Source organism: Yimella sp. cx-51 (genome assembly GCF_017654605.1).
In the GTDB taxonomy this organism is placed as follows: Bacteria; Actinomycetota; Actinomycetes; order Actinomycetales; family Dermatophilaceae; genus Yimella.
This window is the reverse complement of the sequence record NZ_CP072113.1, coordinates 46,449-69,899: the sequence shown is the minus strand read 5'-3', so window position 1 is coordinate 69,899 and position 23,451 is coordinate 46,449. Positions and strand designations below refer to the sequence as shown.

Below are 23,451 nucleotides of genomic sequence, written 5' to 3'. Positions count from 1 at the left end.
GAACTCGCGCAGGTCGAGGCCGCGTTGCGAGCCGGCATGAGCTGGCAGGACATCGCCGACGCCCTCGGGGTCTCGCGGCAGGCCGTGCACAAGAAGTACGCCAAGAAGATCGACCCCACCATCCCCGTGCCCAGGAGGAAAACGTGAGCAAGTTCAGCGAGGTCGCCGCCACATCGCAGACCCTTTCGCTGGCAGCGATGGAGGAAGCCTCACGCTACGGACAGCGCGAAGCCGACATCGACCACCTGCTGCTCGCGCTGACCCTGGACGAAGGTGCGGCTGGAAAGGTGTTGCGCCGCAACGGCATCACCCTCGGCCACGCGCGGGAGGCGGTCGAGCAACAGCATTCTGCGCAACTCGCGGCCCTGGGCATCACCACCCCCATGCCGGATCCCGGGCCGATCGTCTTCCACGAAACCGGTGGCTACGACTGGTCGGAGCGCGCCAAGAATCTCTTCACCCGCTCGGTGGAAGGCGAGAAGCGTGGAGACTCGGCGGCTGTGTTGAGCGAGTTGCTCGCCGAACCGAGCGGACTCATCGAAGAGCTTCTGCGCCGACTTGGCAGGACGCCCGAAGAACTGCGTTCCGAACTGGCGGATGTCCGCCCCTCCTCAGCACACGAGCCTGCACCGAAGGCTTCGGAAGCAGGACCGTCACGGCGTGGCGAGACCTTCGTCCCAGCACCGGTGCACCAGGTGTGGCAACTGTTGATCGACCCCCGCCGGATGCCCGAATGGGAGCCGACGGTCAGCGCGGTTGAGTACGACGGCAAGGTCGACACACCCATGCCCGGAGCATCCTGGGCCGCGGAGTCGCACAACAAGGGCCAGGGCAGCGAGCCGGTCAAGGGTGAGGCGAAGTGGTTTCACCAGATCGTCGAACTGACGGAGCGTCACGATGAACGACTCATTGCGTGGCGCTTCACGTATCGCGATGCGCCACAAGCGAATCCGCGCGATCTCCGCATTGAACTCAAGCCCGAGGACGGCGGCACACGACTCACGATCAGCCTGGCGACGCCGCGTCGTCGAACCACGATGTTGGGTCGCGCCACCAAGCCGCTCAGCCGGTTCATGCTCGGCATGCGCGTGTCGCAGATCGGCAACGAGATCAGCCGCGCGTTCCGGTAGAACAAACAACTAGTTCGGTTTCCAATCGATACATTCGGCCATTGTGTCGGCGCATGTGCGACTGCTTTGCTGGCCACGTCAGTTCAGGGGGAACTGGCGGTCAATCAAGGGAACCGGCAACATCCTTGCCGGGATGAGGGGAAACGTCATGAAACGTACGTTCGCAGTTGCTCTCAGCTCACTCACCGCCTCAGCAGTCGCTCTCGGCGGATCACTCTTCGTCGGCGCCGGCGAGGCCCAAGCGGTGCCGGCCGTACGTGGCCTCGGCTGGTCCGCGATCATCCAGCACGAAACTGGTCCGCTCGACAATAAGGGCACGCTGCGCATGGTCTGGCCGCACGGCGGCACCATCACCATCGGCAGGGTCTCGACCGGAGCAGTCATCAGTGACGTCTCGCTCGACGGTCAGCACGTGATCACCGCGCGCTACGACGGGACGCAGACCATCTTCGCGCTGTGGACCACGGGCACCAAGTCTCTGAAGACGCTCAAACTCCCCGGCGACTGGGAGGCCGCGTACACCGCCGACGGCGGACTCATCACCTGGAACAACTACCGGGGGCTGATGTACAAGCGCAACGCGAGCGGCGTTGCTCAGGCTCGCTATGCGTTCCCGAGTGGATACGCCGCAAACGCCTGGGTCAACCCGGAGGGCACGAAGTACGTCGTCCAAACCGCCAGCGGACTCACCGTGCATTCGACCGCCACGGGTGCTGCGTTGAATCGCATCCCGCAGGCCGGCGCAAACTGCCGACCGGAAAGCCAGCTGAACGCCTCGACGCTCATTCTCAGTTGCTACGAGAACGGCGCCAGCCGTGCTTACTCCGTGCCGTACGCCGGCGGCGTGGTGAAGCCCCTTTCGCCCAAGAACTTCTTCAACTACGTGCCGACCACGCCCGCCATCGCGAGCCTGCCCGCGGGTGCCGGCGACGGCGCACTGAACAAGGTCACGGCGACCGGCTCGACGCTCTTCCGGGAGAAGCCATCGGGCAAGGTCGTCGAGGGCATGACCGCAGGTGGCTACGACCGCTACCTGTGGGTGAACGCGAAGACGAACTCAGGCGGACGGCCGGTCACTTTGCGTAAGTACGACACCGTGACCGGTTCGTACTGGACGCTCGCCGGCGCCTGGCGGAGCGGCATCGTCACCGATGCGAGGACCATCGACACGCACCGGTAATCCGGGCCAGCGCTGAGGATCGGACGCGCGAATTCGATTGTCGTGCAGGATCACCGGGTTTCGGCGCGGTGCTCGTTCCTGCCACCGGTCGGGCCAGCGCGTGTGGGCGCTCGTTCCGCACACCGGCAAACCAGCGGGGAGTGGCTACTGCCGCTCCCCGCTGCTTTGCGCGAGGCGGTGCTCCAGGCCCGATGAGCGCTTGATCGGTGAATCGACCGCTGCCGCAATGGATTCACGCGTGCCGATCATCGTGAGGCGCTGCTGGGGACGGGTGACGGCGGTGTAGAGCAGTTCACGGCTGAGCAGCTTGGAGTCGAGCGGCGGCACGATCACGATGACGTCGTCGGCCTGGCTGCCCTGCGCCTTGTGCACCGTCATCGCGTGCATGGTCTCGACCTCCGCGAGACGCCACGGCGAAAACCGTTGCGGCCCTGAGCCGGTCGCGATGGCGGCGACCGGACCGTCGTCCGTGCGGATGATCACGCCGGCGTCACCGTTGGACAGGCCGAGGCCGTGGTCGTTACGGGTCACCAAGATCGGGCGACCGACGTACATCGACTGCGTTGCGATCTCGGGAGCGTGGTGGGCGAGTTCGCGCTCGACCAGCCAGTTCCATTGGGTGGTGCCGAAGGGTCCGGTGCGGTGGGCGCAGAGAAGTCGCAGCCGGTCGAGTTGGTCGAGGGCGGCGTCCTGGTCGCCGGCCAGGGCGAGATCACGGAGGCGGAGGGCGTGCTCGACGACCTGTGGCACGAGGTCGAGCGACGGCTCTTCCGTTTCGATCAGGCGCACCGTCTCGCCGGCTGCGGCTTGGTCGATAGCCTCCAACACGCCGTCCGGCGTGCCCTTGCGGAACGCAGACGCAAGCAGGGCGCGGTCGTCGCCCATGCGGTAGTCGTGCACCAGGCGGACGACGTTTCCGCTGCTCTCCAACCCTCGGACGAGGTCGGCCAGCACCCAACCGGCCTCCACTGGCGCAAGCTGGTCGGGGTCGCCGACGAGCAGCAGTCTTGTTGTGGGAGCTAACGATTCGAGCAGTCGCGCCATCATGCCCAGTGACACCATCGAGGCCTCGTCAACGATCACGAGGTCATGCGGTAGGGGGTCTGACGCGTTGTGTCGGAAGCGCACGCTGTTGTCCGGTCTGCTTCCGAGCAGGCGATGCAACGTGGTCGCCGGTCTGATTTCGCTGGTGGGCGTGAGCACGCTGCCGAGCGCTTCGTTCATCCGCGCGGCCGCCTTGCCGGTGGGTGCGGCGAGTGCCACCCGGAACCCCGGCGTCTGCGACAACGCCCGCACGACGGTTTGGATGGTGAAGGTCTTTCCCATCCCAGGTCCGCCGGTGAGGATGGTGATCGCTCGGTTCGCCACCGACCTCACTGCCTCGGCTTGTTCGTCGTTGAGCGGTTGCTCGCTATCGGCGATGACCTGGTCGACGAGGCTCGCGTCGACCGGCGGGATGGATGCAGCCGCGCGGTCGAGGATCGATGTCGCGATGAGCCGCTCGTCGGCCCAGTAGCGGTCGAGATAGAGAAGGCCGTGTTCGACGCGCATCACCTGTTGTGCGACGAGCACGCTGGAGTTGATGGCGCTCCACCAGGCATCGATCTCCGGCAGGCCGTGGTCGTTTGGGTCGCCGGGTTTCGACACTTCGCTCGTCCCTCGCGAAGGCGGGGCCACCTCATCGCTGGTTAAGCCGTGACGCGAAGCGTCACGTGTCGAAACCACGCCGGCTGAGTCATCCTCGTCGCGGGCGTCCCACCAGCGGGCGGGGTCGGCCAGGTCGAGCGCGGTCGAGCCCTCGCGCACGGCTCGGATCGCGAAGGCCAGGGCGAGGGTGGCGTCCGATGTCTCGGGTTCGCCGACCCGGCGAGCGATGCGGGTGGCGATGAAGCAGTCGCCGGCGGTGAGCACTGCGGCGTCCTGCCAACGGTGGAACACGGTGCTCATGACAACTCCCCCGCGAGAATGTTCGACAGCTCGTCCAGCAGCGCGACCGGCGGACGCCAGGTGAAGACTCCGCACGGCTGGCCGTCGACGCGCGGGGTGTCGGGGCCGGCCATGCCGCGCAGGTAGAGGTACATCACTCCACCCAAGTGCTGCTCGGGGTCGTAGGCGGGCAGCCGCCAGCGTAGATATCTGTGCAGCACAACGGAATACAGGATCGCCTGCAGCGGATAGGACGAGTGGTTCATCGCGTCGGCCAGACGTTCGGGCGTGTAGTCGGCCAGGGTCAGCGGCTCGCCCGGTTCGCCGAGCCAGTTGGTCTTGTAGTCGACCACGAAGAAGCGGTTGTCGCGGCGGAAGGTGAGGTCGATCGAACCGGTGAGATAGCCCAGCAACGCCTGGTCACCGAGTTCTTCACCTTCAAGGACGTCGGCGTACGGCCGCAACGGGTCGCCATCGGGCAGGTGGGTGCGCAGCGCAGCCGCCATCGACCTCAACGTCGCGTTGGCGCGCGGTTGATCACCACCGGCCAAGGGGATCTCGAAGTCCATCTCGGCGAACCGGTCGCCAGGCGACAGATCGATCAGGCGCGCCTCCCCCGCTGACGGGCCGATCGGGGTGGTGCAGACGCTCACCAGGGCGACGGCGAGTGCGTCACTGTCGAGTTCGACCGGCCACCAGATCCGCTGGTCGTCGACGACCCGAAGCAGCTCCGCCCGCAGGTCGCGCGCCTGCAGGTCGGCGTGCTCCAGCACCGCGTGCGCGAGCGAACCGAAGGTGGCGCCGACCGGGAATTCCGCCATGGGAGAAGGCACTTCGCGCAGCGGGTCGGCCGGCGTCGCGCTCAGGCTGATCGCTTCTTCGTCGTCGCGGCCCACGGCGTCCGCCTCCGGCTCGGAGGTCGTTGGTGCGACGGTGTCGGCCGCGGTGAGGGCCGAGTAGGAGGTGCGCCGCCATGCCCGGTCGACGATCGAACCATCGAAGGTGCGCATGCCCAGTGGCGCGGACGACGCGAGTGCAGGCACCACAGTTTTCCCGGTGCTGTGGGCGATCTTCTTCAGGCTGAAGGCGCCGGCGTCGCACCATGCCCGAAGCGTGCTGTCGATCGCGGGTTGGCCCAGGCGTTGTTTGGGCTGGGTGAGCTTCAGCACTTCGGACGAAGGGCCGCTTGCGGCGCGCTTGGCGAGGAGCGCGGCGAGATCGTCTCCGGTGGCGGCTTGGCCGAACAGCAGACGGTGCAGCCCGGCGGAACGACTGCCCGGCGTGGGTGCCCACCACAGCACCAGTTGCGACTGCGCGCGTGTCATCGCGACGTAACAGAGGCGCATGTGTTCGCCGAGCACCTGCGCGCGCGCGTCCTGGTCCTGCAGATCGCGCGGGTTGAACGAAAGTGTTCGTTGCCCGTCGCGCCGCAGCAGCACCGACTTGCTGTCACGAACCCAGTTCTCGAAGAGGAAGGGCGCGAAAACGATCGGGTACTGCAGACCCTTGCTGCCGTGGATCGTGGACAAGGTCACCGCGAGCGCGTCGGAATCGAGTCGCATGATGCGGGTGTCGGCGGGAGCCTTCTTGTCTTCGGCGCTCTGCTTCACCAGCCATGCCACCAGCGATGCGACACCCGTCAGACCGCCCAACACCTGCTCCTGCAAGAGCGACGCGACATGCTCGAGGTCAGTGAGATCGCGTTCGCCGCCGACCTCGCCGAGCAAACGCTGCGCCAGGCCCCGGCCACGGACGACGTCGAGCACCCCTGCGATGCCGCCGCGGTGGAAGATGCCGAGCAGCGAACGCACCTCACGCGCCACTTCTTCGGTGCCGTCGTCGCCCCGGGTGTCGAGCTGCGCGGCCGACCATCCGATGAACGGGGTGAGCGCCGCAAGGCGTACCCGCCCGGGCACGTGCGGTTGCTCGAGCGCGCGAAGCAGATGCAGCCACCAGTGCGCCGCCTGCGTGCGCAGCACCGACTCGCTCGACACCAACACCGACGGAATGCCCCTGGAGCGCAGCTCCTCCCGGACGCCGAGGAGATCCTTGGTCTGATGACACAGCACCGCGAGGTGATGCGGACGCACCTGCTCGCCGTCGAAGGTCGCTTCAGACATCAGCAGCTGAGCGATCTGCTCGGCGACGTCGGGATAGATCGCGTTGCGCGCCTGCCCGATGTAGGGCTGACGACCCTCGTCGTTCTCTGGATAGGTGCGCAACCGGACGGGGCTGTTGTCGGGTGCGCCTTGGAGTCGGTGGCCCTGCTGATGCGCACTGATCGGATGGGCGACGATGCCGTCGGAGAGTTCGACCCCCGCCATCAGCACCTGCAGCGCATCGACGAGCGGCGCGTCACTTCGGTAGTTGGTGGGTAGAGAGGTGCGCTGCGTCGCGGTGTCGGCCGCGCTGAGATAGGTGTTGATGTCGCCGCCGCGGAAGCCGTAGATCGCCTGCTTCGGATCGCCGATGAGGATGAGCGTCTTGCCGTCGCCGCTGAACGCCCGCGAAAACACCTGCCATTGCACGGGATCGGTGTCCTGGAACTCGTCCACCAACACGATCGACCAGCGGTCACGCATGCGCCGACGGGCCGGGCTGTCATCGGCCTCGAGTGCGGCGGCGAGTTGTTCGAGCAAGTCGTCGTAGGACATCACGGACGCCCGCAGCTTGCGGCGCGCGAACTCCTCCCGCACCGCCTTCACGTAGTCGACCCGGCGGCCCACCTTGCCGGTGGCACCGCGGGGGATCACCTCGGCGTCCGGATTGTCGAGCGCGATCTTGGCGTCCTCGACGGCCGTCTTGTAGTCGGGCGCGTCCGGGTCGTCGGCGAGCGTGCCCGCGAGGTAGAGGTCGTCGACGACGTCCTCGCGCAGCTGGTCGAGATCTTCGGCGAGCTGGGCGTTCGGGTCGGAGTCACCCGCGACGCCGAGACCCTTCAGGACGTAATGGCAGAACTGGTGGATCGTGGCGATCGTGGCGGTGTCGAAGTCGGTCAGCGCGTGCCGCAACCGGGTGAGCCGGGTCTGCAGCTCTGGCTCTGAACAGTCGCGCAGGTGCACGACCAGCGGGTCTTCGTCACCAGCGCCACTTTCCAGCGCGAGCACCGTCTCCTCGAGCCGGGTGCGCACGCGTTCGCGCAGCTCCTGGCTGGCGGCCCGACTGAAGGTGACGATCAGCAGTTGGTCGAGGGTGGCGACGCCCTCGGCGACATAACGCACCACCAGCGCGGCCACCGTCCACGTCTTGCCGGTGCCGGCGCTGGCCTCGATAAGGGACGTGCCCGACGGCAGCGGCCCGGTGATCGAGAACGACTCCAGGCGAACCTGCGTCATGACTCGTCCAGGTGTTGGTGGATGGGATTCCAGATGCGTGGGCCGAAGTACGACAGACCGTTGTTGCGGTTGAGTTCTTCAATCGCTGACTTCCGGCCGAGCACGAAGGTCCACGCGGGGTCGGCGTTCTCACCGTCGAAACGGTCGCCCTCCCATTCCGTGCGCGAGAGTGCGAACGCGGATTGGACCGCTGTCTCAGGGAAGGCTGCTTGGCGGAGTTTTTCGACGAACAAGCTCGTAGTTTTGGGCGGGACGCCCATCGGGAAGCGCAATCCTGATCGGCGGGTGCGCACCAGATCGGCGAGGATCTGCTCGGCCAGTTGCGGCTCGGGCGACCGCAGCCGGAAGCTGGTGCGCTTACCCCGCAGCTGCGCCACGTGTGGGCTACCGGGTTCGGTGAGCGTCAACGCGAGCAGCCTGACCCAGGCCGCGACGATCTGCTTGGGGCCGACGCGCGAGTAGGTGCGCATCCAGAGGTCGTCGCCGATGATGCCGCTCACCACTCCGGTGAACCGCGTGGTGCCGCCGTCCTTTTCAGTTGACAGGTCGAGGTGCACGTCGACGCTGCGATGGAGCTTGTCGAGCGTCGCCGAAGCATCGGCGATCGCGCCGATCTCGCGAGTCAGGTCAGCCCGAAGATCATTGGCCAATGCACCGGGTGGCAGGCTGCCGCGCACCTCCTCACGGTCGAGCAGTTGCTCGATCGGCTGGCCGCGTAAGGCTTGGGTGAGCACACGATCGCCCACCGCCCATTGCTCCAGACCGTCCAAGGAGATCGGCACGCCGTCGTCGACCTCGTCGTCCTCCCTCGGCAACATGACGTCGAGTCGATTGCGCAGGAATTCACGCGCTGGGTTTTGTAGGAACATGACGATCTGCTCGACGGTGACCGGCTCATGGGGCGCTTCGGTCAGCGGTTCGCCCACCACCTGGCGGGGTGCCTTCTGGGTCTCCCGCAACTGGCGGAGGGCTGCCGCTCCCTCCAGGGACGAGCGGTCGAAGCTTCCACCCGGGAGCGGACTGTCGGCGCGGAAGTTGCGCTCGTCGAAGGCCTGCAACGGGTGGCGACGGACGAACGAGCGATCGTCGTGCGCCTCGCCCTCGGCGATGCCTTCTGCGGTCGCAGTGCGCGCCGCGACCGCGATGAGTTCCTGAAGCGGCACCGCCGGCGGACGCACGGAGCCGTTGCGTTCGTCGGCACCGGAGTAGATCGCGACGAAGTGTTGGCCCGCGGCCATCACTGCGTCGAGCAGCAATTGTCGATCTTCGCTGCGGACGTCGCGCTCACCGATCTGTGGGCGCCTCGCCAATGCGTCGTCGCCGTCGGTGATCAGCGAGCGCGGGTAGACGCCGTCGTCGAGGCCGAGCACCACGATCGCCTGGTGCGGCACCGAACGCATCGGCACCATCGAGCAGATCGTGATGCCGCCGGTGCGGAAGTTGGCGCGCCCCGGACGGGCGGCCCACCGTTGCTCAAGGAGGGCCCGAATATCGCTGAGCCGCAACGTGACTGAATCACCTGCGGCATCAGCAATCGCGTTGAGCTCGCGGTGCAACTGGCCCACCTGCCACTGCTCGTCGGTTTTGACCGCTGCGAGTGCGTCGATCGCGTCGCTGAGCCAGGCCATCCATTCGGGGGCCGGCAGGGCACCCCGCGGTGTGCCAGCCCGAACACCGTCGGCGGCGGCCTTGATCGCATCCATGAACTCCAGCACGCGGCCCACGAGCTCGATGTCGCGGCTGCCGATGTCGTCGATCGGCACCAGCGCACCGGCGAAGCCCTCGGAGTCGTCGGCCACAGCAACGCCGAGAGCAACGCGGTCGAGCCCAGCGGCCCAGGTGTTGGCATCGAGACCGCCCAGGCCGTACTCGCCGCGGTGCGCGCCGTCGTAGCCCCAGCGCACGCCCGCGTCGGCAACCCAGCGAGAGATGCGCGCCAACGCGTCCTCGTCGAAACCGAACCTGCGGCGCACCGATTCGTGGCCCGCGAGATCGAGCAGTTCGGTGGCGGTCATACGCCCGGCGACGGTCTGGACGAGGCGATGCGCGAGATCGACCAGCGGGTTGGTGGCGGCGAGCGCGCGGTCGGCCAGCTGCACCCGAAGAGTCTGACCGGGGTGCACCGACGCGTCGTCACCGGTGTCGCCGAGCCCGAAGGTGGCCCGCAGCAGCGGCGCGAACGACTCGATGTCGGGGCACATCACCAGGATGTCGCGGGGTTGCAGCGCACCCTTGTGGTCGGCCAACAGCCCCGTGAGCACCTCCCGCAACACCTCCACCTGGCGTGCGCGTCCGTAACACGCGTGCACCTGGATCGACCGGTCGTCAGCAGCGATCACCCGCGACTGATCGGGAGGGACGTTGTGCCGGATGTCGTGCTGCAGAAGGGCGAGTCGTGTTGTGGCTGAACCGGTTTCGCTCGATGTGCTGGCATCGGTGGCGTCGAGCACCGCCAGGCTCGCCTGCAGTTCGCGGCCGTCGCGGCCCAACGTGGCCAGCAACGGGTGGTGAGCAACGGCGGCGGAGTCGTCGTCCGCGCGGTCGTGCGTTGGGCTGGGTGAACTCGCGAGCGCCGACCACAACGCCGGGGAGGGATGCGGCAACCAGATGTGCACCGTGCGCTGCTGCCCAAGGGCCCGGATGAGCGCAAGCTCGGACGCCGCGAGCCGGGTGTAGCCGAAGAAGGAGAGGCGCCCGGGTAGGTCAAGTTTCAGTTCACCCGACTCGACCTGTTGCACCACCCTCCGTTGACGCTGCGTGACTGATTCGTCGACGTCGTACCGGGCACGGGTGAGCTCGACGACACGACGCCAGAGCGGCGGCTGCCAGGCGAGGTCGGTCGGCAAGGCACCACCGCAGCCGTCCGTGGAGCGTCCGGCCTCCCAGTCGTCCAGGATCTGCGGCCGGTCACGCGCATAGGAGGCGAAGAGGGCAGCCAGCCGCCGGGCCACTGCATAGCGGCGCGACTGCCGAGCCTTGCGACGCCACTCGGCGTTGGCGTCGCCGGTGATGGGAGGCCCGGCCCCGAGGTGATGGGTGATCGCTTCGAAACCCGGTGAGCCGCAGAGCTCGTCGATGGCTGCGAGGGTGGGCCAGACCAAGCGGTCGGGTTGCCACGGATCGTCGCGGTCGCGTCCAAGCAGCATACTGATCAGCGATCCGGGCGTGAGGATCTTGAGGCCAGCAGCCACTCCGTCGTCCGTGTGCTCAGCACCCAGACTGTGTGAAAGGCGCTGCGCCAACCACCGCTCCACCCCGCGCGCGGGCACAACGACCACCTCAGGGGTGAAGACATCGGCCGGTGAGCCCGCGAGCAGGCTCGCGAACTCGTCCGCGAGCTGTCGCGGACCGTCGGCGCGGTGGAGTTGGATGACCACGTTCCGCACCTTAGACGGCGGCGCCGACAAGATCGGCGGAAGCCACAGACGCGGCCCTCCCGCCGACAAACGCGGCGGCTCTTCGCAGGTGCGGCAGTTGCAACTACCGCGTCCGCGCAGAACCGCCGCGTTTGTGCTGAGGGACGTCGGCGTCCGGTCAGGACTTCTTGGTCGCGCTCTTCTTCGCGGCGCTCTTGGTGGCCGTGCGCTTCGTCGTTGTGCCCTTGGCTGCCTTCGACGCGGACTTGCCGGACGCGCTCCCCGAACCAGCGCCCTTGCTCACCTCGGCGGCGTGATCAGCCACATAGGTCTGCGACGTGCGCGGCGGACGTGTGTAACCGACCGGGGCCGGACGCTCCGGCACCTGCGGCACGTGCGGCTCGACCCGCTCCCACGGCACGCTCTCCAGGATGTCGGCGATCACATTGATGCGGGAGGCGCGCTTGTCCTCGGATTCGACGACGTTCCAAGGGGATTGGCGACGGTCGGTGGCGGAGAACATGCGGTCCTTGGCCTGCGAGTAGGCCTCCCAACGGGTGATGGATTCGAGGTCCATCGGCGAGAGCTTCCACTGGCGCATCGGGTCTTTGTGGCGCGACTTGAAGCGCGCCTCCTGCTCGACGTCCGACACCGAGAACCAGTACTTACGCAGGATGATGCCGTCGTCGATGAGCATCTGCTCGAAGATCGGCGCCTGGATCAGGAAGCGCTCGTACTGCTCGTCGGTGCAGAAACCCATCACGTGCTCGACGCCGGCGCGGTTGTACCAGGAGCGGTCGAAGATCACGATCTCGCCAGCGGCCGGAAGGTGCTCGACGTAGCGCTGGAAGTACCACTGGGTCTTCTGCCGATCGGACGGCGCGGGCAGGGCAGCCACCCGAGCGACGCGGGGGTTGAGGTACTGGGTGATGCGCTTGATCGCCGAACCCTTACCAGCTGCGTCGCGCCCTTCACAGACGATGACGACGCGAGCTCCGGTCTCCTTCACCCATTCCTGCATCGCCACCAGTTGGGTCTGGAGACGTTCGAGCTCCTTCTCGTAGAGCTCTTTGTCCATCCGTACGGTGCCGTTCGCGGTCTTCTTCGCCATACCTCGATCGTGCCACTCCGAGGGCGCCTGCGTCGCGGGTTGGGTGCGATCGGGGCGTGACGGGTGACCGGGAATCCGCATGCAGCCATCCCGACCGGGCCGCCCAAACGCGGCAGTTCCAGCAACAAGTGCGGCCTCTGTTCGCAAGCGCGGCAGTTGTAACCAGCGCGTTTGTCAGTAGGCGCCGCAGATTTGGTCTCTAGTCGGGGTCGACGTGGTGACCCAGAGCGCCTTGTCGGTGGTCGAGCCTAGGATTCCGACTAGTCGCACAGGGGCGGCGCTTTCGGATCGTGACAAGGGGTAGATCTTGAAGAAGTTCTGGTCGGCGATGCTTTTGACGCTCAGCCTTTCGGTTGCGGGTTGCAGCAGCGGGGACGACGGCGCGAAGTCGTCCGGCAGCGGCACCACCACTGCATCCGCAGCGCCGACGGCCTCGTCCTCCTCCGGTAGTACCGCAAGCGCCACGACTACGCCGAGCAGCAGTTCCTCCACCAGCACGACGTCGACCACCTCAACCTCGGCGACCACCATGACTGCCCCTGCCACCGAGATCGTCCGGCTCAATCCGCGCAGCGCCGACGGATCCCTGGCAGCCGGTTGGAGCGCGACCAACGAGACCGCCGACACGTGCACGACGGGTGGCGAGCGTTCCTACTACTCACTCACAGCCGACGTCTTCACCTGCGGCGCCAACGCCTACGCCCGCCGCGCTTGCTGGGCGATGAACGACGGCACAGCGGTTTGTCTGCACACGGCTTTCAGCAAGAAGGTTGCACGCTTTCCGGTCGCGAACCCGGTGCAGGTCACGAGCGCATCGCGGGATGCGCTGGCTCTCGCGTTCGAACTCGCCGACGGCGTCCGATGTGAAGTGGTGACGCACGCGCACCCACGCCAGCGCTCCGACAACGGCGTCGGTCGGTACGAGTGCACCGACGGGCGCGCCGTGCTGGAGGACGGCCTCGGGGGCAAGGTCGTCGACCAGAGCAAGCCGCAGTGGAGCGTCCGCGTCGCCCGCGAATTCGCGCCTGCGAAAACGGTTCAGGTCAAGCGGGCGTGGTTCGCCTCCTCAACGCCGTTCACGCTCAAGGCACCCAGCCTGGATCGGGTGCAGACCGCGAACGCCTTCCTTCGTGCGGTCGGCGCGAACGACCGCGCCCGGGCGTTGACCTACGGCAGCGCGGAGGCTTGGCAATGGACTCAGTTCGGGACCGAAACCTTGAGAAACATCACGTACTCGACGTGCGTCCCGCTCGGCGCTTCTCCCTGGACCTGCGTCACAGACGTCGGCGAGCACAACACCGACAACGTCTGGCAAGGCGTCCTGACCGTGACCATGGTCGACAGTAAGTGGAAGGTCACCAACTATCGACCGCACGACGTCGAAGACGGCTGGCTCGGGCGCTGACGAGAGGTTCTTGAAGGTTCGCGGTCGGATGTGCGGTCAAGGCACCGCGTTTCGACGCGGGGAACTTCCTTCGTCAGTTCCCCGGCTCAACGAGCGGTGTGAGCCCAGCGCTCAACGACCGGAACACTGTCACGCCCAGCTGAACGACCGAGCGTGTCGCCCACAGCTCGACGAGCGGGGTGCGCCAGGTTCAACGACCAGATGGCGCGGAGGTTCAAGTCGAGAGCAGCGCCGGACGCTTGGTCTCCAAGGCATGTTCCAGCACCCACGACTTCAACCGGCAGCGCTGCTGTGTGGTCGTCACGGTGCTCGCCAACAGGTTGGTCGGGCGGTCGCGCCGGTCGTGCCAGAGTCCCCCTCCGGCCGGCGCGGGGTGGGTGGCGAGCAGCCACGTGATGGTGTCGGCGCCGTCCGCGGGTGAACGCAGGATCGGCGCGGTGAGCTTGGTGAAGCCGGGCATGGAGGTCTCGACGCCGGGCGTCCGGGCCCAACCAGGGTGCATGGCGTAGACCCGCGCGCCGTGGGTTGCCCAGCGTCCCTGGAGGGCTGGGATGAGTTCGACCTGAGCGCGCTTGCTGCGAGCGTAGGCGACAGTCGGCTTGTATTCGCCTGTGCGATAAGCGAAGTCGTCATCGCGTAGGCGCTGGGCGTACATGCCGCCGGATGTGACGAAAACGACCCGGGTGATGTGGTCGGTCGTGGGACGGTCGGGCAACAGACCTTCGGTCATGCGCACCGGTCCGAGCACGTGCAGGGCCAGGGTGAGTTCGTAGCCCTGGGCGGAGGTCGTGTAGGTCTGCGGCATCGCGCCGGCGTTGTGCACGATCGCATCGACCACGATGTGGGTACGGCTGAAGGCGAGCACGAAGTCGTCGACGCTGTCGAGGTCGCTGAGATCGCAACGCCACACGGTGCACTGCGCGTCGGGCATGGCCTGACGGATGCGAGCAGCAGTTGCTTCACCACGGGCGGTATCGCGCACGACCAGATGGGCGTGGCCACCGAGGCGGACGACATCGTGGGCGACCTGCTCACCGAGGCCGGACGATGCGCCCGTCACGATGATCTGCTGTCCAGCAAGGGCCCCGGGCTGAGGGTCACACGGCCAGGTGGGAAGTTGGCGGCGCACCGCGGAGCCGATCTTGCCGTAGCCGAGGGCCACGCTGCGGTCCAACATCGAGTCGACCAGGCGCGCTGCGCGCGTCGTGTTGTTCATCAATAGCTCTTCCCCAACCCTGGCACCGTCCGACTGACGGACGTTGCCCTAGAACATCCCACCACCGTCCGCCCGTCAAAGGTCTGTCTAAGGTTCTGTATCGTGTTCAACTATGGAACACGGTGCGGAACGGATGCGGGTCGGAGAACTCGCGCGACGAGTCGGAGTGTCGGCACATGTTCTGCGAGCTTGGGAAACGCGCTACGGGATGTTCTCTCCTGAGCGGTCGGAGTCGGGCTACCGGTTGTACGGACCTACTGACGAGCAGGTCGCCCGTCAGGTGATCACGTTGCGTGACAGCGGAATGCCACTGGCGCAAGCAGCGGCCACCGTGCTGGCACGGCACACCGATGGGCCCGTGATCACGCCGTCGGCGACGCAGGAATACACCTCCCGCCTTGGCTACGCGATGTTGCAGCTGGACAACCGCGGTGCGCGGATGGTGCTCGATGAGGCCATCACCCAGTTCGGTCTCGAGCAGGTGATCCGTGGCGTGATCGTGCCGTTCATGCAGGAGTTGGGCGGCATGTGGGCCAACGGTGACGTGAGCGTCGCCCACGAACACTTCGCCTCGCACGCTGTTCGTCGCACTCTCGCCGTGCAGACCGTTGATCAGACCGAACCAGGCAGTCCGATCGCGCTGCTGGCCTGCCCGCCCGGCGAGCGCCACGACATCGGCCTGCTGTGCATGGCGATTCTGATGTCGCGCCGCGGGTGGGACGTCCGGTTCCTCGGCGCTGACACGCCCCTGCATTCGCTGGTTCGCGTGGCCGACACAGTGCGCCCCGACCTGGTGGTGCTGTCGGCGTCCCGCCGTTCGGCCTTCGAATCGCGGCGCGGCATCATCCGCCGCCTCAGCAGTTCGGTGACGATCGCGATCGGTGGTGGTGGTAGCGGGCCGGCGCTCGCGGCCGACTTGAACGCCCGCCTGCTGCCACCTGATCTCATCGATGCGGCTGAGGCCACTCTCGAATTCGCTTCGGAGTCAACTGAACTCGTCGCTCGCTGAGCCCTTCACGGGTACGCGGTGAGTCAGTTGTTGAGGCCGCTGCCCTTGTAGTAGAAGCGGCCGGCTCCGCGCACCGCCCAGTAGTAGACGTCCGCGATCCGCTTGCAGGTTGCGCCCTTTCCGGCTGCGGTGCACGCGTTGTACATGCGGTTACGGAATGCCGAGTCGCACGTGGCGCGCGAGGTGGTGCTGCCGGCGCTGTAGCAGGCGTCATGTCGCACGCACGCGTAATGGAAGTTTGCGCCGCCCGGCGGGTTCTCGGGCACCAGGCGTCCGATCCAGTTGTTGGGTCCGCACTGGAATTCGCCCGCTGCATACGCGGCGGTCGATGTCGTCGAGACGGTCGTGGACGCCGCCGATGCTTCGGGCGTGACGGAAACAGCCATGCCGGAGGCGAGCGCGAGGCTTCCACAGCCGGTGAGCAGACGCTGGGTGAAGTTCATGGGTGATCCTCCCTGAGTGGCGATGTGTCCCTCACCACACAAGCAACTGCACCGGCCTCGCGGGCGTGAGCGCGATGTTGGAATCTTCAACCAATCCGCGGGCGGCGGAGGGGTATTCGTCCTACGCTGCGTCGCAGGACACCACGGGCATTGGCGAAAGCCCTAGCGCCGTAATCACATCGGGGGAAACATCAAGGCTCGGTTGTCGGTCGTCGTCGTAGCGAGCGCAGTTGTCTTGGCGGGATGCAGTTCCGGTGACTCCAGTGCGGCACCGGGCGCCAACACACGACCAGTTCGAGCACGGCTTCATCATCGACGTCCGTGACGACCTCCGCTCCGACGAGCAGCACCTCGACCAGCACCACTTCGAGCACGATCAGCTCGTCCAGTTCTTCCAGCGCCAGTTCGTCGACAGCCAACTCGACCAGCTCTACGTCCGATCGCGCCGCTGCGGCCACCCAGATCATCGGAATCGACCCCGTGAACGAGAAGACCATGAAGCTGGAAAAGGGCTGGACGACCCACAACGACGTCGCAAGGCGCACCGGCATGCCGACGGGATCCCCGTATTCGATCGCAGACGGTGTCTTCACCTGCGGCATCACAGCTCAGGCGCTGAAAGCATGCTGGATCCTCGATTACGAGAAGGCCGTCTGCATGCACGGCGCGTTCAAGATGAGCCCATGAAGACGGTCAAGATCGCCAAGGCGTGGTTCGCGACGGCGAGCTGAACCGCTTCGGGCTCAGGCGACGGCTTGCTCGAGGTCTCCGGCAGCCAAATGCATCTACAGTTCGGCTATCGGCGGGCCTGCTCTCGAACAGTTTCAAGTATCCGCAGGACGACAAGGGCGTCGTCCGGTGAGACCGGCACGTCCGCACCGTAGCGGATAGCCGTCGCGAGGGCTCCATAGAAATCGGCGTACGACCCCTCGTCCAACCTCAGATCATCCTCCTGTTCACCAGCAGAGAACTGGAGACGTCGACTGTCGGAACGGAAACCTGGATCGCTCGGGCGCGCACCGCCTGTTCGCAAGGAATTTTCCTGCTCGTCCAGGCCATCGATCGTCAGAATTCCGCGGCTTCCAGCAAGTCGAAAACGTTGGCCCATCGAGCCCGCGAGAGCTGACATCGTCAAACGGGACACTGCACCGCTCGCGTGTTCGAGCTCGATGAAGGCATCGTCGTCCGCGGTTGCCCCGTCGCGCAGTCGCCGGACCGTCGCGGACCGGACGTTCGTGACTGGTCCGAGCAACTCGATCGCCTGGTCGACGAGGTGCGGGCCGAGGTCGAGCAGAATGCCGCCGCCGTCATCCGCCGACGTGGTCGACTTCCACGACTCGTCCACCTCCGGCTTCCACCACTCGAATCTGGATTCGAACGTGTGGACGTCGCCAACGACGCCTTCTACCGCGAGCCGCTTCAGGGTGACGAAGTCGCGGTCGAACCTGCGGTTCTGAAAAACCGTCAGCAGTCGCCCGTGACCCTTCGCCGCTTCGATGATCGCGCGGGCGTCATCGACATTCGGTGCGAAGGGTTTGTCGACGACCACATCCGCGCCCGCAGCGAGAGCCGCCAAAGCATGCTCCCGATGGACATTCGGAGGGCTGGCGACGACCACGAGATCTGGAGCGAGCGCCAGCAGTTCATCGACGGTCTGTACCACCGGGCCGAGTGAATCCGCCCTTGCCGCCCGCTCCTGTGACCGGGTGACGATGCCGACGATCTCGTAACCGGGGTCGGCGGCAAGGAATGCGCCGTGGAAGAACTCTCCGGCGACTCCAAACCCGATGATTCCGACACGAATCTTGTTGTCCTGGTTTGTCATCCGCATCAGAGCACCTGCGACAAGAAGGTCTGCAGACGTTCGGACCGTGGGTTGTCGAACAGCTCCTGCGGAGTGCCAATTTCGACCACACGTCCCTCGTCCATGAAGACCACCTGGTCGGCCGCCTGTCGGGCAAACCCCATCTCGTGCGTCACGACGACCATGGTCATGCCCGCGTCACCGAGCCGTCTCATGAGGTCGAGGACGCCCTTGACCAGCTCTGGGTCGAGCGCACTGGTGACCTCGTCGAACAGCACGGCCGAAGGGTGCATCGCCAGAGCTCGCGCGATCGCCACGCGTTGCTGCTGACCGCCGGAGAGGTCTCGTGGACGGTGGTCCATTCGGGTGGCCAGCCCTACGTCCGTCAGTCCTTCGGCCGCCCTGGCCCTGGCCTCACTGTCGGACAGCCCGAGCACCTTGCGGGGCGCGAGCATGACGTTCTGCAAGGCGGTGTGGTCGGGGAACAGGTTGAAATGCTGGAAGACCATTCCCAACCGGGTGCGCAGCGCGTCACGGTTCATGCCTGACGTCGGTTCACCGGCGAGATAGACCTCACCGTGCGATGGCTCGTGTAGGCGGTTGATCGAGCGCAGGAGCGTCGACTTTCCCGAACCGGACGGCCCGATGATGCAGGTCGTCGTACCGGCTGGCACCTCGAAGCTGACGTCACGCACCACAACGGTTTCGCCGTAAGCGATCGTGAGATCCTCCAGGCGCAGATCCGCGCCCTCGTAGCGATGTGTGCTGGCCATGGGTCAGCCCCTTTCCGTCGCGAGGTTGAGTTCGGTGACCTCTTCGAGGCCGCTCTGAGGCTGACCCGTCGGACGGCCTCCGTTGCGGAAGCGCTCGTCCATGAGGTTGACGATGTGCGTCAACGGCACCGTGATCACCAGGTAGAACAAGCCGGCGAGCACCAGCGGTGACAGGTTTCCCGAGACCACTGCGGCATCCTGGCCCACCCGGAACAGCTCACGCTGCTCGGTCAGCAGACCGAGGAAGTAGACCAGCGAGGAATCCTTCACGATCGCGATGAACTGGTTGACCAGAGCTGGCAGCACGCGACGCACTCCCTGCGAGACCACGATCAGCCGCATGCCTCGCCGGTAGCTCATGCCGAGTGCACGGCAGGCTTCCAACTGACCACGGTCAACCGCCAGGATGCCGGCGCGGAAGATCTCCCCGATGTACGCGGCAGCGATGAGGCTCAGCGCCAGAATGCCGAGCGGGTACGGGTTGGTACCGAAAACCGAGCGGCTTACGGACGCGAAACCCTGGCCGATCAACAAGATCGTGACGATCGCAGGCAGACCCCGGAATGCGTCTGTGTAGAGCCGCGCCGGCACCCGCAACCACCGTGAGCGGCTGACTCCCATGATCGCCAGCACCATGCCCAGTAGTACGCCGAGCACTGTCGCTGCGAGGGAGAGGATCAGGGTGTTCTTCAGGCCGGTGGCGAACATGGACGGGAGGACGTCTCCCATCGCGCCCCAGTCGAGGAAGGTCGCCCGGAGGCGATCGAACCACTCAATCATCGTGGTCCCCGATCACGAGGTCGACGGCGAAGCAGACGCCGTCGATCCACCGGGCAGGTACTGCTTGGGCATCGGAGAACCCGGGAACCACTTGGCGTAGAGCGTCTTCCACGTGCCGTCCTGCATGGCGTCGTGCAGAGCCTTGTTCAGCGCCTCACGGAGCTTGTTGTTGCCCTTTGCAATGGCGAAGCCGGCCGGAGCGTCGAAGGAGGGCACGTTGACGGCCATCTTCAGCTTATGACGTGCTGCGTAGTCCTTGGCCGCCTCGTAGTCGAGGAAGTGCCCCGTGATCGATCCGTTGTTGAGCGCAGCGATCGCGGTGTTGTTGTCGGGGAAGCGCACGAGCTGGACACCCTTGATGTTCTTCTGGGCAAACTGCTCCTGCAAGGTGCCCTGGACGACACCGAGTCGCTTGCCACTCAGTCCGTTGACGGCGGTGATTCCGGCGTCCGGCTTGGTGAGCACAGTCAGGTAGCCGGCCAGGTAGCCGTCCGAGAAGTCGACGGTCTTCTTGCGCTCGGCGGTGATCCCGATTGCGGCAACGCCGACGTCGTACTGCTTGTTGGCGACGGAGGCCAAGAGGCCTGAGAAGTCGGTGCCGACGAAGGTGACGTCCTTGATACCGACCCGGCCGGCAACATTGCGGAAGAGCTCGACGTCGAATCCGCTGAACTTTCCACTTGCGTCGGTGAAGGTGTACGGCTTGGCATCACCAAGGCTGCCGACGCGGATCTTGCCCGGTTCGATGAGCGAGTACGGGTTGTCGGCGGCGCTGTCCTCGGACGAGGATCCACACGCCGCGACGGCCGGCATGGTGATGGTGGCAGCCAGCGCGAACGACAGGGCCTTGCGGCGAGAGATGGACATGGTTGGGCTCCTTTGGGTTGGTCAGGCCGAGGCGGTCTGGTTGAGGAATCGGTCGGGTTGCATGAATGCGATGTCGACGAACGTGGATTCGTCGAGAGCCAGCTGAGCGAGAAGTTCGCCCAGGGCGGAGGCGTGCTTGAAGGCGTGCCCGGAGCAGCCGCCGCCGACGATCAGGCGGGGGTCGCCGTGAGGACGGCCGAGGATGAACTGCCCGTCCGGGCTGTGGGTGACCATGCAGGTCGTGACCTTGGTCGGCGCCGGATTGATTCCCGGGAATGCTTGGGAGACAAGGGAGCTGACCAGTTCGTGATCCTTGGGGTGGATGTAGCGGTCGATCTGGTCGGGGTCGATGCTTTCGAAATTGGGGTCGCGGTCGGGCCCGACCTTGATGGCGAAGCCGTCGCCGGATCCGTGGCCCCAGATCCAGTTGTCGTCGTCCACTGCGCGGATGAAGACCGGGAAGTTGTCCAAGCCGTAGGTGGTGTCGCTGTCGTCTTTGGGGCTGAACCACGTCATCGGAGTACGCCACGGGTCGAGAGGCAACTCCGGCACGAACTTGCCGAGCCACGCGCCGGTGGTCACCACCACCTGGCGAGTGGTGAACTCCCGGGTCGGGGTCGTGACGCGGACACCGCCGTCGATAAGTTCGATCTCGGTGACCCGGGTGTCGGAGTAGATCCTGGCGCCGGCCGCCCGCGCGGCGTCAACGGCCGCGATGACGCCCGCTTCGGGGTGAACGACGCCGGCTTCGGGATCCCACACTCCGACGTAGTGCTCAGGCATCGTCTCGTGCCCCGGGAAGCGCTCGACAACCTTCGCCCGGTCGAGCTCCTCGACGTACATGTCGTTCTCGCGAGCCGCGGTGAGCGTGCCGTCGATCACCGGCGAATTGCGAGGGCCGATCATGAGCGCCCCCGTGTCACGCAGCACTGCGGTGCCGCTGCGCTCGCCGAGCTCCAGCCACAGCTCCTTGGCGCGCCGGGCGATCGGCACGAGGGTCGGGTGCTCCAGGCAGGCGACGCGGAAGACGCGCGTCGAACCGTGGGACGAACCCTGCACATGGCCCGGGTGGAAGCGCTCGATGCCGATGACATCTGCGCCGCGTTCGGCCAGTTGCCACAGCGCGCTGGAGCCCATTGCCCCAAGTCCCACGACCGCGACGTCTGCGTCGTAATTCATCTCTCTGCTCCTTGACTTCTCGGAGTGAGACCGGTCTCACCCCGAGGGATGCGATAGCGTGAGACCGGTCTCACTGGATTGGGTGGGACGCTACACAGCCGCTTCCGAGGCGGTCAAGGGTTGGGGGAAACTTCTCGCATGTCGAATGTCGGATCACGCGTCACCGTGCGCGATGTGGCACAGCGAGCAAGGGTGTCGAAAGCCACCGCGGCCCGCGTGCTCGGGGGCTATGGCCCTGCCAGCGACAGCGTTCGTGAGGCCGTGCTCACGGCCGCGAAAGAACTCGGCTATCGCACCAACTTCTTGGCCCGATCAATGGCCACCGGACAGTCGCGAACGATCGGCGTCATCCTCGGTGACATCGAGAACCCGTTCTTCGGGCGTGCCGCGCGGGGCATCACCGATGTCGCGAGCGCTGCTGGGGTCGACGTGATCATCGCCAATACCGACGAGCAACTTTCGACCGAACGGAGCTTGGTCGATGTTCTGGTGGGCAAGCAGGTGGACGGCCTCATCCTGTCGCCAACTTCATCCACAGATACCAAACATGTGGACGAGATCGCTTACATTCCAACCGTTTTCATGGACCGACGGCCAACGGGAACCTCGGCATTCGACTCCGTCGTCACCGATAACGTCGCTGGCGGTGAACTGCTCGGCGCCGAGCTCCGGAGGAACGGGCACCGCGACATCGTCTTCATCACCTCGGCCATGGTTCACAGCTGGAAGCCAGGTGACCCGATCCAGATCTCGTCGGTGACCGATCGAGTCGCCGGCCTGGAACGATCACTCCAGAGGCAGGTTGATCTCCACCCGAACGCGATCAACGCGGACGCGGTCAAAAAGATCCTCGACGAGGTACTCACGTCATCAACGACGCCGACCGCGATCGTCGCGTCCGACTCCGTGATCGCGCTGCATGCCTTCAACGACCTGCGCAGCCGCGGGATCGCGATCGGCCGTGACGTCTCGCTCTGCTCCTTCGACAACGCGGTGTGGACCAGCGTCACCGATCCTGGGGTCACCGTTATTGACCAGCCGATGTACGAGATCGGTCGGCGAGCGGCCGAGTTGCTCTTCGCCCGGGTTGCAGGGGACGAGGATCCGCCACGACATGAGGTGCTGCCGGTGTCGCTGGTGCAGCGAGGGTCGATAGCGACCCTCTAGGCCGATCGCGGCATGCGAAAGCATTGGCCTCAGACGACCGGCGGCAACTCCCGCACGTTCGGCCTCGGTGAACTCGCGCAGTACCTTCGCCGGATTGCCGCCGACGATCGCATTCGGCGGGACGTCCTTCACCACCACCGCGCCGGCAGCGACGATCGAGTTCTCACCGATGGTCACGCCCGGACACACGATCGCTCCCCCGCCGAGCCAGACGTTGTCCTCGATCACGATCGGCTTGGCCGCCTCCCACTTCGCGCGGCGCGGACCAGGGGAGATCGGGTGGGTCGGGGTGAGCAACTGGACGTTCGGCCCCATGAGCACGTCGTCGCCGATCGTGATGGACGCGACATCGAGCGCGATGAGTCCGAAGTTGGCGAAGCAGCCGTTACCCATCCGGATGTTGCTGCCGTAGTCGACCTGGAACGGTGGACGAATCTCGCAGTCGTCGCCGACCGCGCCGAGCAGTTGCTCGAGGATCTCGCGGCGCCGACTCGCCTGCCGCACTGAGGTCTGGTTGTACTCCTCTTGCTTCCTGCTGGTCAAAGCGCCACAACCGCGCTGCTCAAACACGATTAGGGCAGACCAAACGGTTCATCAACTTCGGTTGTCGGTGCCCCCGTTTATGATCGCCAGCGAGGTCAAGAGTTCAGCCCACACGCCTCCGGACGCGGGCTGACGGCAACCGCGTTCCCGACACGGTGCCTTCCGGAGAAGACCTGGGCCACACCGTCCGGTGCGGTCACGCCGGGTCGACGACGCGTCGCCCCCTC

19 protein-coding genes, 2 pseudogenes and 1 riboswitch are annotated in these 23,451 nt (G+C 66.1%); of the genes and pseudogenes, 7 read left to right on the top strand and 14 right to left on the bottom strand.

Going from position 1 to position 23,451, the window contains the following annotated elements; translation table 11 throughout:
- The 3 genes and pseudogenes from J5M86_RS00330 to J5M86_RS00320 form a co-directional block, all read left to right on the top strand.
- Positions 1 to 147, top strand: a pseudogene (locus tag J5M86_RS00330) (helix-turn-helix domain-containing protein); the annotation flags it as partial.
- Positions 144 to 1,130: an SRPBCC domain-containing protein gene (locus J5M86_RS00325; protein ID WP_188061418.1), complete on the top strand. Its 987-nt coding sequence runs from the start codon at positions 144 to 146 to the stop codon at positions 1,128 to 1,130. The pseudogene J5M86_RS00330 and the gene J5M86_RS00325, both read left to right, overlap by 4 nt.
- 148 nt (positions 1,131 to 1,278) lie before the next feature.
- The gene (locus J5M86_RS00320; RefSeq protein ID WP_188061417.1) at positions 1,279 to 2,310 is read left to right on the top strand and encodes a hypothetical protein; all 1,032 of its coding nucleotides are present in this window, start codon (positions 1,279 to 1,281) and stop codon (positions 2,308 to 2,310) included.
- 144 nt (positions 2,311 to 2,454) lie between these two features.
- Here the strand turns inward: J5M86_RS00320 and recD are convergent, their stop codons facing one another.
- From recD to J5M86_RS00295, 5 genes are all read right to left on the bottom strand, one after another.
- Positions 2,455 to 4,257, bottom strand: coding sequence for an exodeoxyribonuclease V subunit alpha (gene recD, locus J5M86_RS00315; RefSeq protein WP_188061416.1), 1,803 nt, complete (start codon positions 4,255 to 4,257; stop codon positions 2,455 to 2,457).
- Complete coding sequence (locus J5M86_RS00310) at positions 4,254 to 7,571, bottom strand: UvrD-helicase domain-containing protein (protein ID WP_188061415.1); 3,318 nt, start codon at positions 7,569 to 7,571, stop codon at positions 4,254 to 4,256. Before J5M86_RS00310 ends, recD begins: the two co-directional genes overlap by 4 nt.
- The gene (recC, locus tag J5M86_RS00305; protein WP_188061414.1) at positions 7,568 to 10,948 is read right to left on the bottom strand and encodes an exodeoxyribonuclease V subunit gamma; all 3,381 of its coding nucleotides are present in this window, start codon (positions 10,946 to 10,948) and stop codon (positions 7,568 to 7,570) included. The genes J5M86_RS00310 and recC overlap by 4 nt, the downstream gene beginning before the upstream one ends.
- A gap of 157 nt (positions 10,949 to 11,105) precedes the next feature.
- Positions 11,106 to 12,005, bottom strand: a complete 900-nt coding sequence (ppk2, locus tag J5M86_RS00300) for a polyphosphate kinase 2 (RefSeq protein ID WP_208965127.1) — start codon at positions 12,003 to 12,005, stop codon at positions 11,106 to 11,108.
- A gap of 207 nt (positions 12,006 to 12,212) precedes the next feature.
- Positions 12,213 to 12,569, bottom strand: coding sequence for a hypothetical protein (locus J5M86_RS00295; RefSeq protein WP_188061412.1), 357 nt, complete (start codon positions 12,567 to 12,569; stop codon positions 12,213 to 12,215).
- Between J5M86_RS00295 and J5M86_RS00290 the strand changes: the two genes are divergently transcribed.
- Positions 12,568 to 13,443: a hypothetical protein gene (locus J5M86_RS00290; RefSeq protein WP_188061411.1), complete on the top strand. Its 876-nt coding sequence runs from the start codon at positions 12,568 to 12,570 to the stop codon at positions 13,441 to 13,443. The two genes, J5M86_RS00295 and J5M86_RS00290, sit on opposite strands and share 2 nt — an antisense overlap.
- A 214-nt stretch (positions 13,444 to 13,657) precedes the next feature.
- Here J5M86_RS00290 and J5M86_RS00285 read toward each other — a convergent pair whose 3' ends face one another.
- Positions 13,658 to 14,659, bottom strand: a complete 1,002-nt coding sequence (locus J5M86_RS00285; RefSeq protein ID WP_188061410.1) for an SDR family NAD(P)-dependent oxidoreductase — start codon at positions 14,657 to 14,659, stop codon at positions 13,658 to 13,660.
- Positions 14,660 to 14,771: 112 nt separating this feature from the next.
- On the opposite strand from J5M86_RS00285, the gene J5M86_RS00280 reads away from it, so the two are divergent.
- Positions 14,772 to 15,668 carry a MerR family transcriptional regulator gene (locus tag J5M86_RS00280; protein WP_188061409.1) on the top strand — a complete coding sequence of 299 codons (897 nt, stop codon included), beginning with the start codon at positions 14,772 to 14,774 and terminating at the stop codon, positions 15,666 to 15,668.
- A gap of 23 nt (positions 15,669 to 15,691) precedes the next feature.
- Here the strand turns inward: J5M86_RS00280 and J5M86_RS00275 are convergent, their stop codons facing one another.
- Complete coding sequence (locus J5M86_RS00275; RefSeq protein WP_188061408.1) at positions 15,692 to 16,111, bottom strand: phospholipase A2; 420 nt, start codon at positions 16,109 to 16,111, stop codon at positions 15,692 to 15,694.
- Positions 16,112 to 16,302: 191 nt separating this feature from the next.
- The gene (locus J5M86_RS00270) at positions 16,303 to 16,578 is read right to left on the bottom strand and encodes a hypothetical protein (protein WP_188061407.1); all 276 of its coding nucleotides are present in this window, start codon (positions 16,576 to 16,578) and stop codon (positions 16,303 to 16,305) included.
- 13 nt (positions 16,579 to 16,591) lie between these two features.
- Between J5M86_RS00270 and J5M86_RS00265 the strand changes: the two genes are divergently transcribed.
- A complete protein-coding gene (locus J5M86_RS00265) occupies positions 16,592 to 16,798 on the top strand; it encodes a hypothetical protein (RefSeq protein WP_188061406.1) in 207 nt (68 codons plus the stop codon).
- 109 nt (positions 16,799 to 16,907) lie between these two features.
- Here J5M86_RS00265 and J5M86_RS00260 read toward each other — a convergent pair whose 3' ends face one another.
- From J5M86_RS00260 to solA, 5 genes are read right to left on the bottom strand one after another with little or no spacing between them, the layout of a single operon-like run.
- On the bottom strand, positions 16,908 to 17,942 hold the full coding sequence (locus J5M86_RS00260) for a Gfo/Idh/MocA family protein (protein WP_244328397.1): 1,035 nt from the start codon (positions 17,940 to 17,942) through the stop codon (positions 16,908 to 16,910).
- On the bottom strand, positions 17,942 to 18,688 hold the full coding sequence (locus J5M86_RS00255; protein ID WP_188061405.1) for an amino acid ABC transporter ATP-binding protein: 747 nt from the start codon (positions 18,686 to 18,688) through the stop codon (positions 17,942 to 17,944). The genes J5M86_RS00260 and J5M86_RS00255 overlap by 1 nt, the downstream gene beginning before the upstream one ends.
- Before the next feature lie 3 nt (positions 18,689 to 18,691).
- Complete coding sequence (locus J5M86_RS00250) at positions 18,692 to 19,468, bottom strand: amino acid ABC transporter permease (RefSeq protein ID WP_223158634.1); 777 nt, start codon at positions 19,466 to 19,468, stop codon at positions 18,692 to 18,694.
- 12 nt (positions 19,469 to 19,480) lie between these two features.
- Complete coding sequence (locus J5M86_RS00245) at positions 19,481 to 20,335, bottom strand: ABC transporter substrate-binding protein (protein ID WP_188061404.1); 855 nt, start codon at positions 20,333 to 20,335, stop codon at positions 19,481 to 19,483.
- Positions 20,336 to 20,356: 21 nt separating this feature from the next.
- Positions 20,357 to 21,514, bottom strand: a complete 1,158-nt coding sequence (gene solA, locus J5M86_RS00240) for an N-methyl-L-tryptophan oxidase (RefSeq protein ID WP_188061403.1) — start codon at positions 21,512 to 21,514, stop codon at positions 20,357 to 20,359.
- A gap of 138 nt (positions 21,515 to 21,652) precedes the next feature.
- On the opposite strand from solA, the gene J5M86_RS00235 reads away from it, so the two are divergent.
- Positions 21,653 to 22,681, top strand: coding sequence for a LacI family DNA-binding transcriptional regulator (locus J5M86_RS00235; RefSeq protein ID WP_188061402.1), 1,029 nt, complete (start codon positions 21,653 to 21,655; stop codon positions 22,679 to 22,681).
- Positions 22,682 to 22,858: 177 nt separating this feature from the next.
- Here J5M86_RS00235 and J5M86_RS15690 read toward each other — a convergent pair.
- A pseudogene (locus J5M86_RS15690) lies at positions 22,859 to 22,996 on the bottom strand (sugar O-acetyltransferase); the annotation flags it as partial.
- 321 nt (positions 22,997 to 23,317) lie between these two features.
- A riboswitch (SAM riboswitch) is annotated at positions 23,318 to 23,433 on the top strand.
- Positions 23,434 to 23,451 lie beyond the last annotated feature (18 nt).

Coding starts and splice junctions, on each gene's coding strand:
- J5M86_RS00320 (WP_188061417.1), top strand. CDS start 1,279: ATGAAACGTACGTTCGCAGTTGCTCTCAGCTCACTCACCGCCTCAGCA.
- recD (WP_188061416.1), bottom strand. CDS start 4,257: ATGAGCACCGTGTTCCACCGTTGGCAGGACGCCGCAGTGCTCACCGCC.
- J5M86_RS00310 (WP_188061415.1), bottom strand. CDS start 7,571: ATGACGCAGGTTCGCCTGGAGTCGTTCTCGATCACCGGGCCGCTGCCG.
- ppk2 (WP_208965127.1), bottom strand. CDS start 12,005: ATGGACAAAGAGCTCTACGAGAAGGAGCTCGAACGTCTCCAGACCCAA.
- J5M86_RS00290 (WP_188061411.1), top strand. CDS start 12,568: ATGACTGCCCCTGCCACCGAGATCGTCCGGCTCAATCCGCGCAGCGCC.
- J5M86_RS00295 (WP_188061412.1), bottom strand. CDS start 12,569: ATGGTGGTCGCCGAGGTTGAGGTGGTCGACGTCGTGCTGGTGGAGGAA.
- J5M86_RS00285 (WP_188061410.1), bottom strand. CDS start 14,659: ATGAACAACACGACGCGCGCAGCGCGCCTGGTCGACTCGATGTTGGAC.
- J5M86_RS00280 (WP_188061409.1), top strand. CDS start 14,772: ATGGAACACGGTGCGGAACGGATGCGGGTCGGAGAACTCGCGCGACGA.
- J5M86_RS00275 (WP_188061408.1), bottom strand. CDS start 16,111: ATGAACTTCACCCAGCGTCTGCTCACCGGCTGTGGAAGCCTCGCGCTC.
- J5M86_RS00270 (WP_188061407.1), bottom strand. CDS start 16,578: ATGATCTGGGTGGCCGCAGCGGCGCGATCGGACGTAGAGCTGGTCGAG.
- J5M86_RS00260 (WP_244328397.1), bottom strand. CDS start 17,942: ATGCGGATGACAAACCAGGACAACAAGATTCGTGTCGGAATCATCGGG.
- J5M86_RS00255 (WP_188061405.1), bottom strand. CDS start 18,688: ATGGCCAGCACACATCGCTACGAGGGCGCGGATCTGCGCCTGGAGGAT.
- J5M86_RS00250 (WP_223158634.1), bottom strand. CDS start 19,468: ATGATTGAGTGGTTCGATCGCCTCCGGGCGACCTTCCTCGACTGGGGC.
- J5M86_RS00245 (WP_188061404.1), bottom strand. CDS start 20,335: ATGTCCATCTCTCGCCGCAAGGCCCTGTCGTTCGCGCTGGCTGCCACC.
- solA (WP_188061403.1), bottom strand. CDS start 21,514: ATGAATTACGACGCAGACGTCGCGGTCGTGGGACTTGGGGCAATGGGC.
- J5M86_RS00235 (WP_188061402.1), top strand. CDS start 21,653: ATGTCGAATGTCGGATCACGCGTCACCGTGCGCGATGTGGCACAGCGA.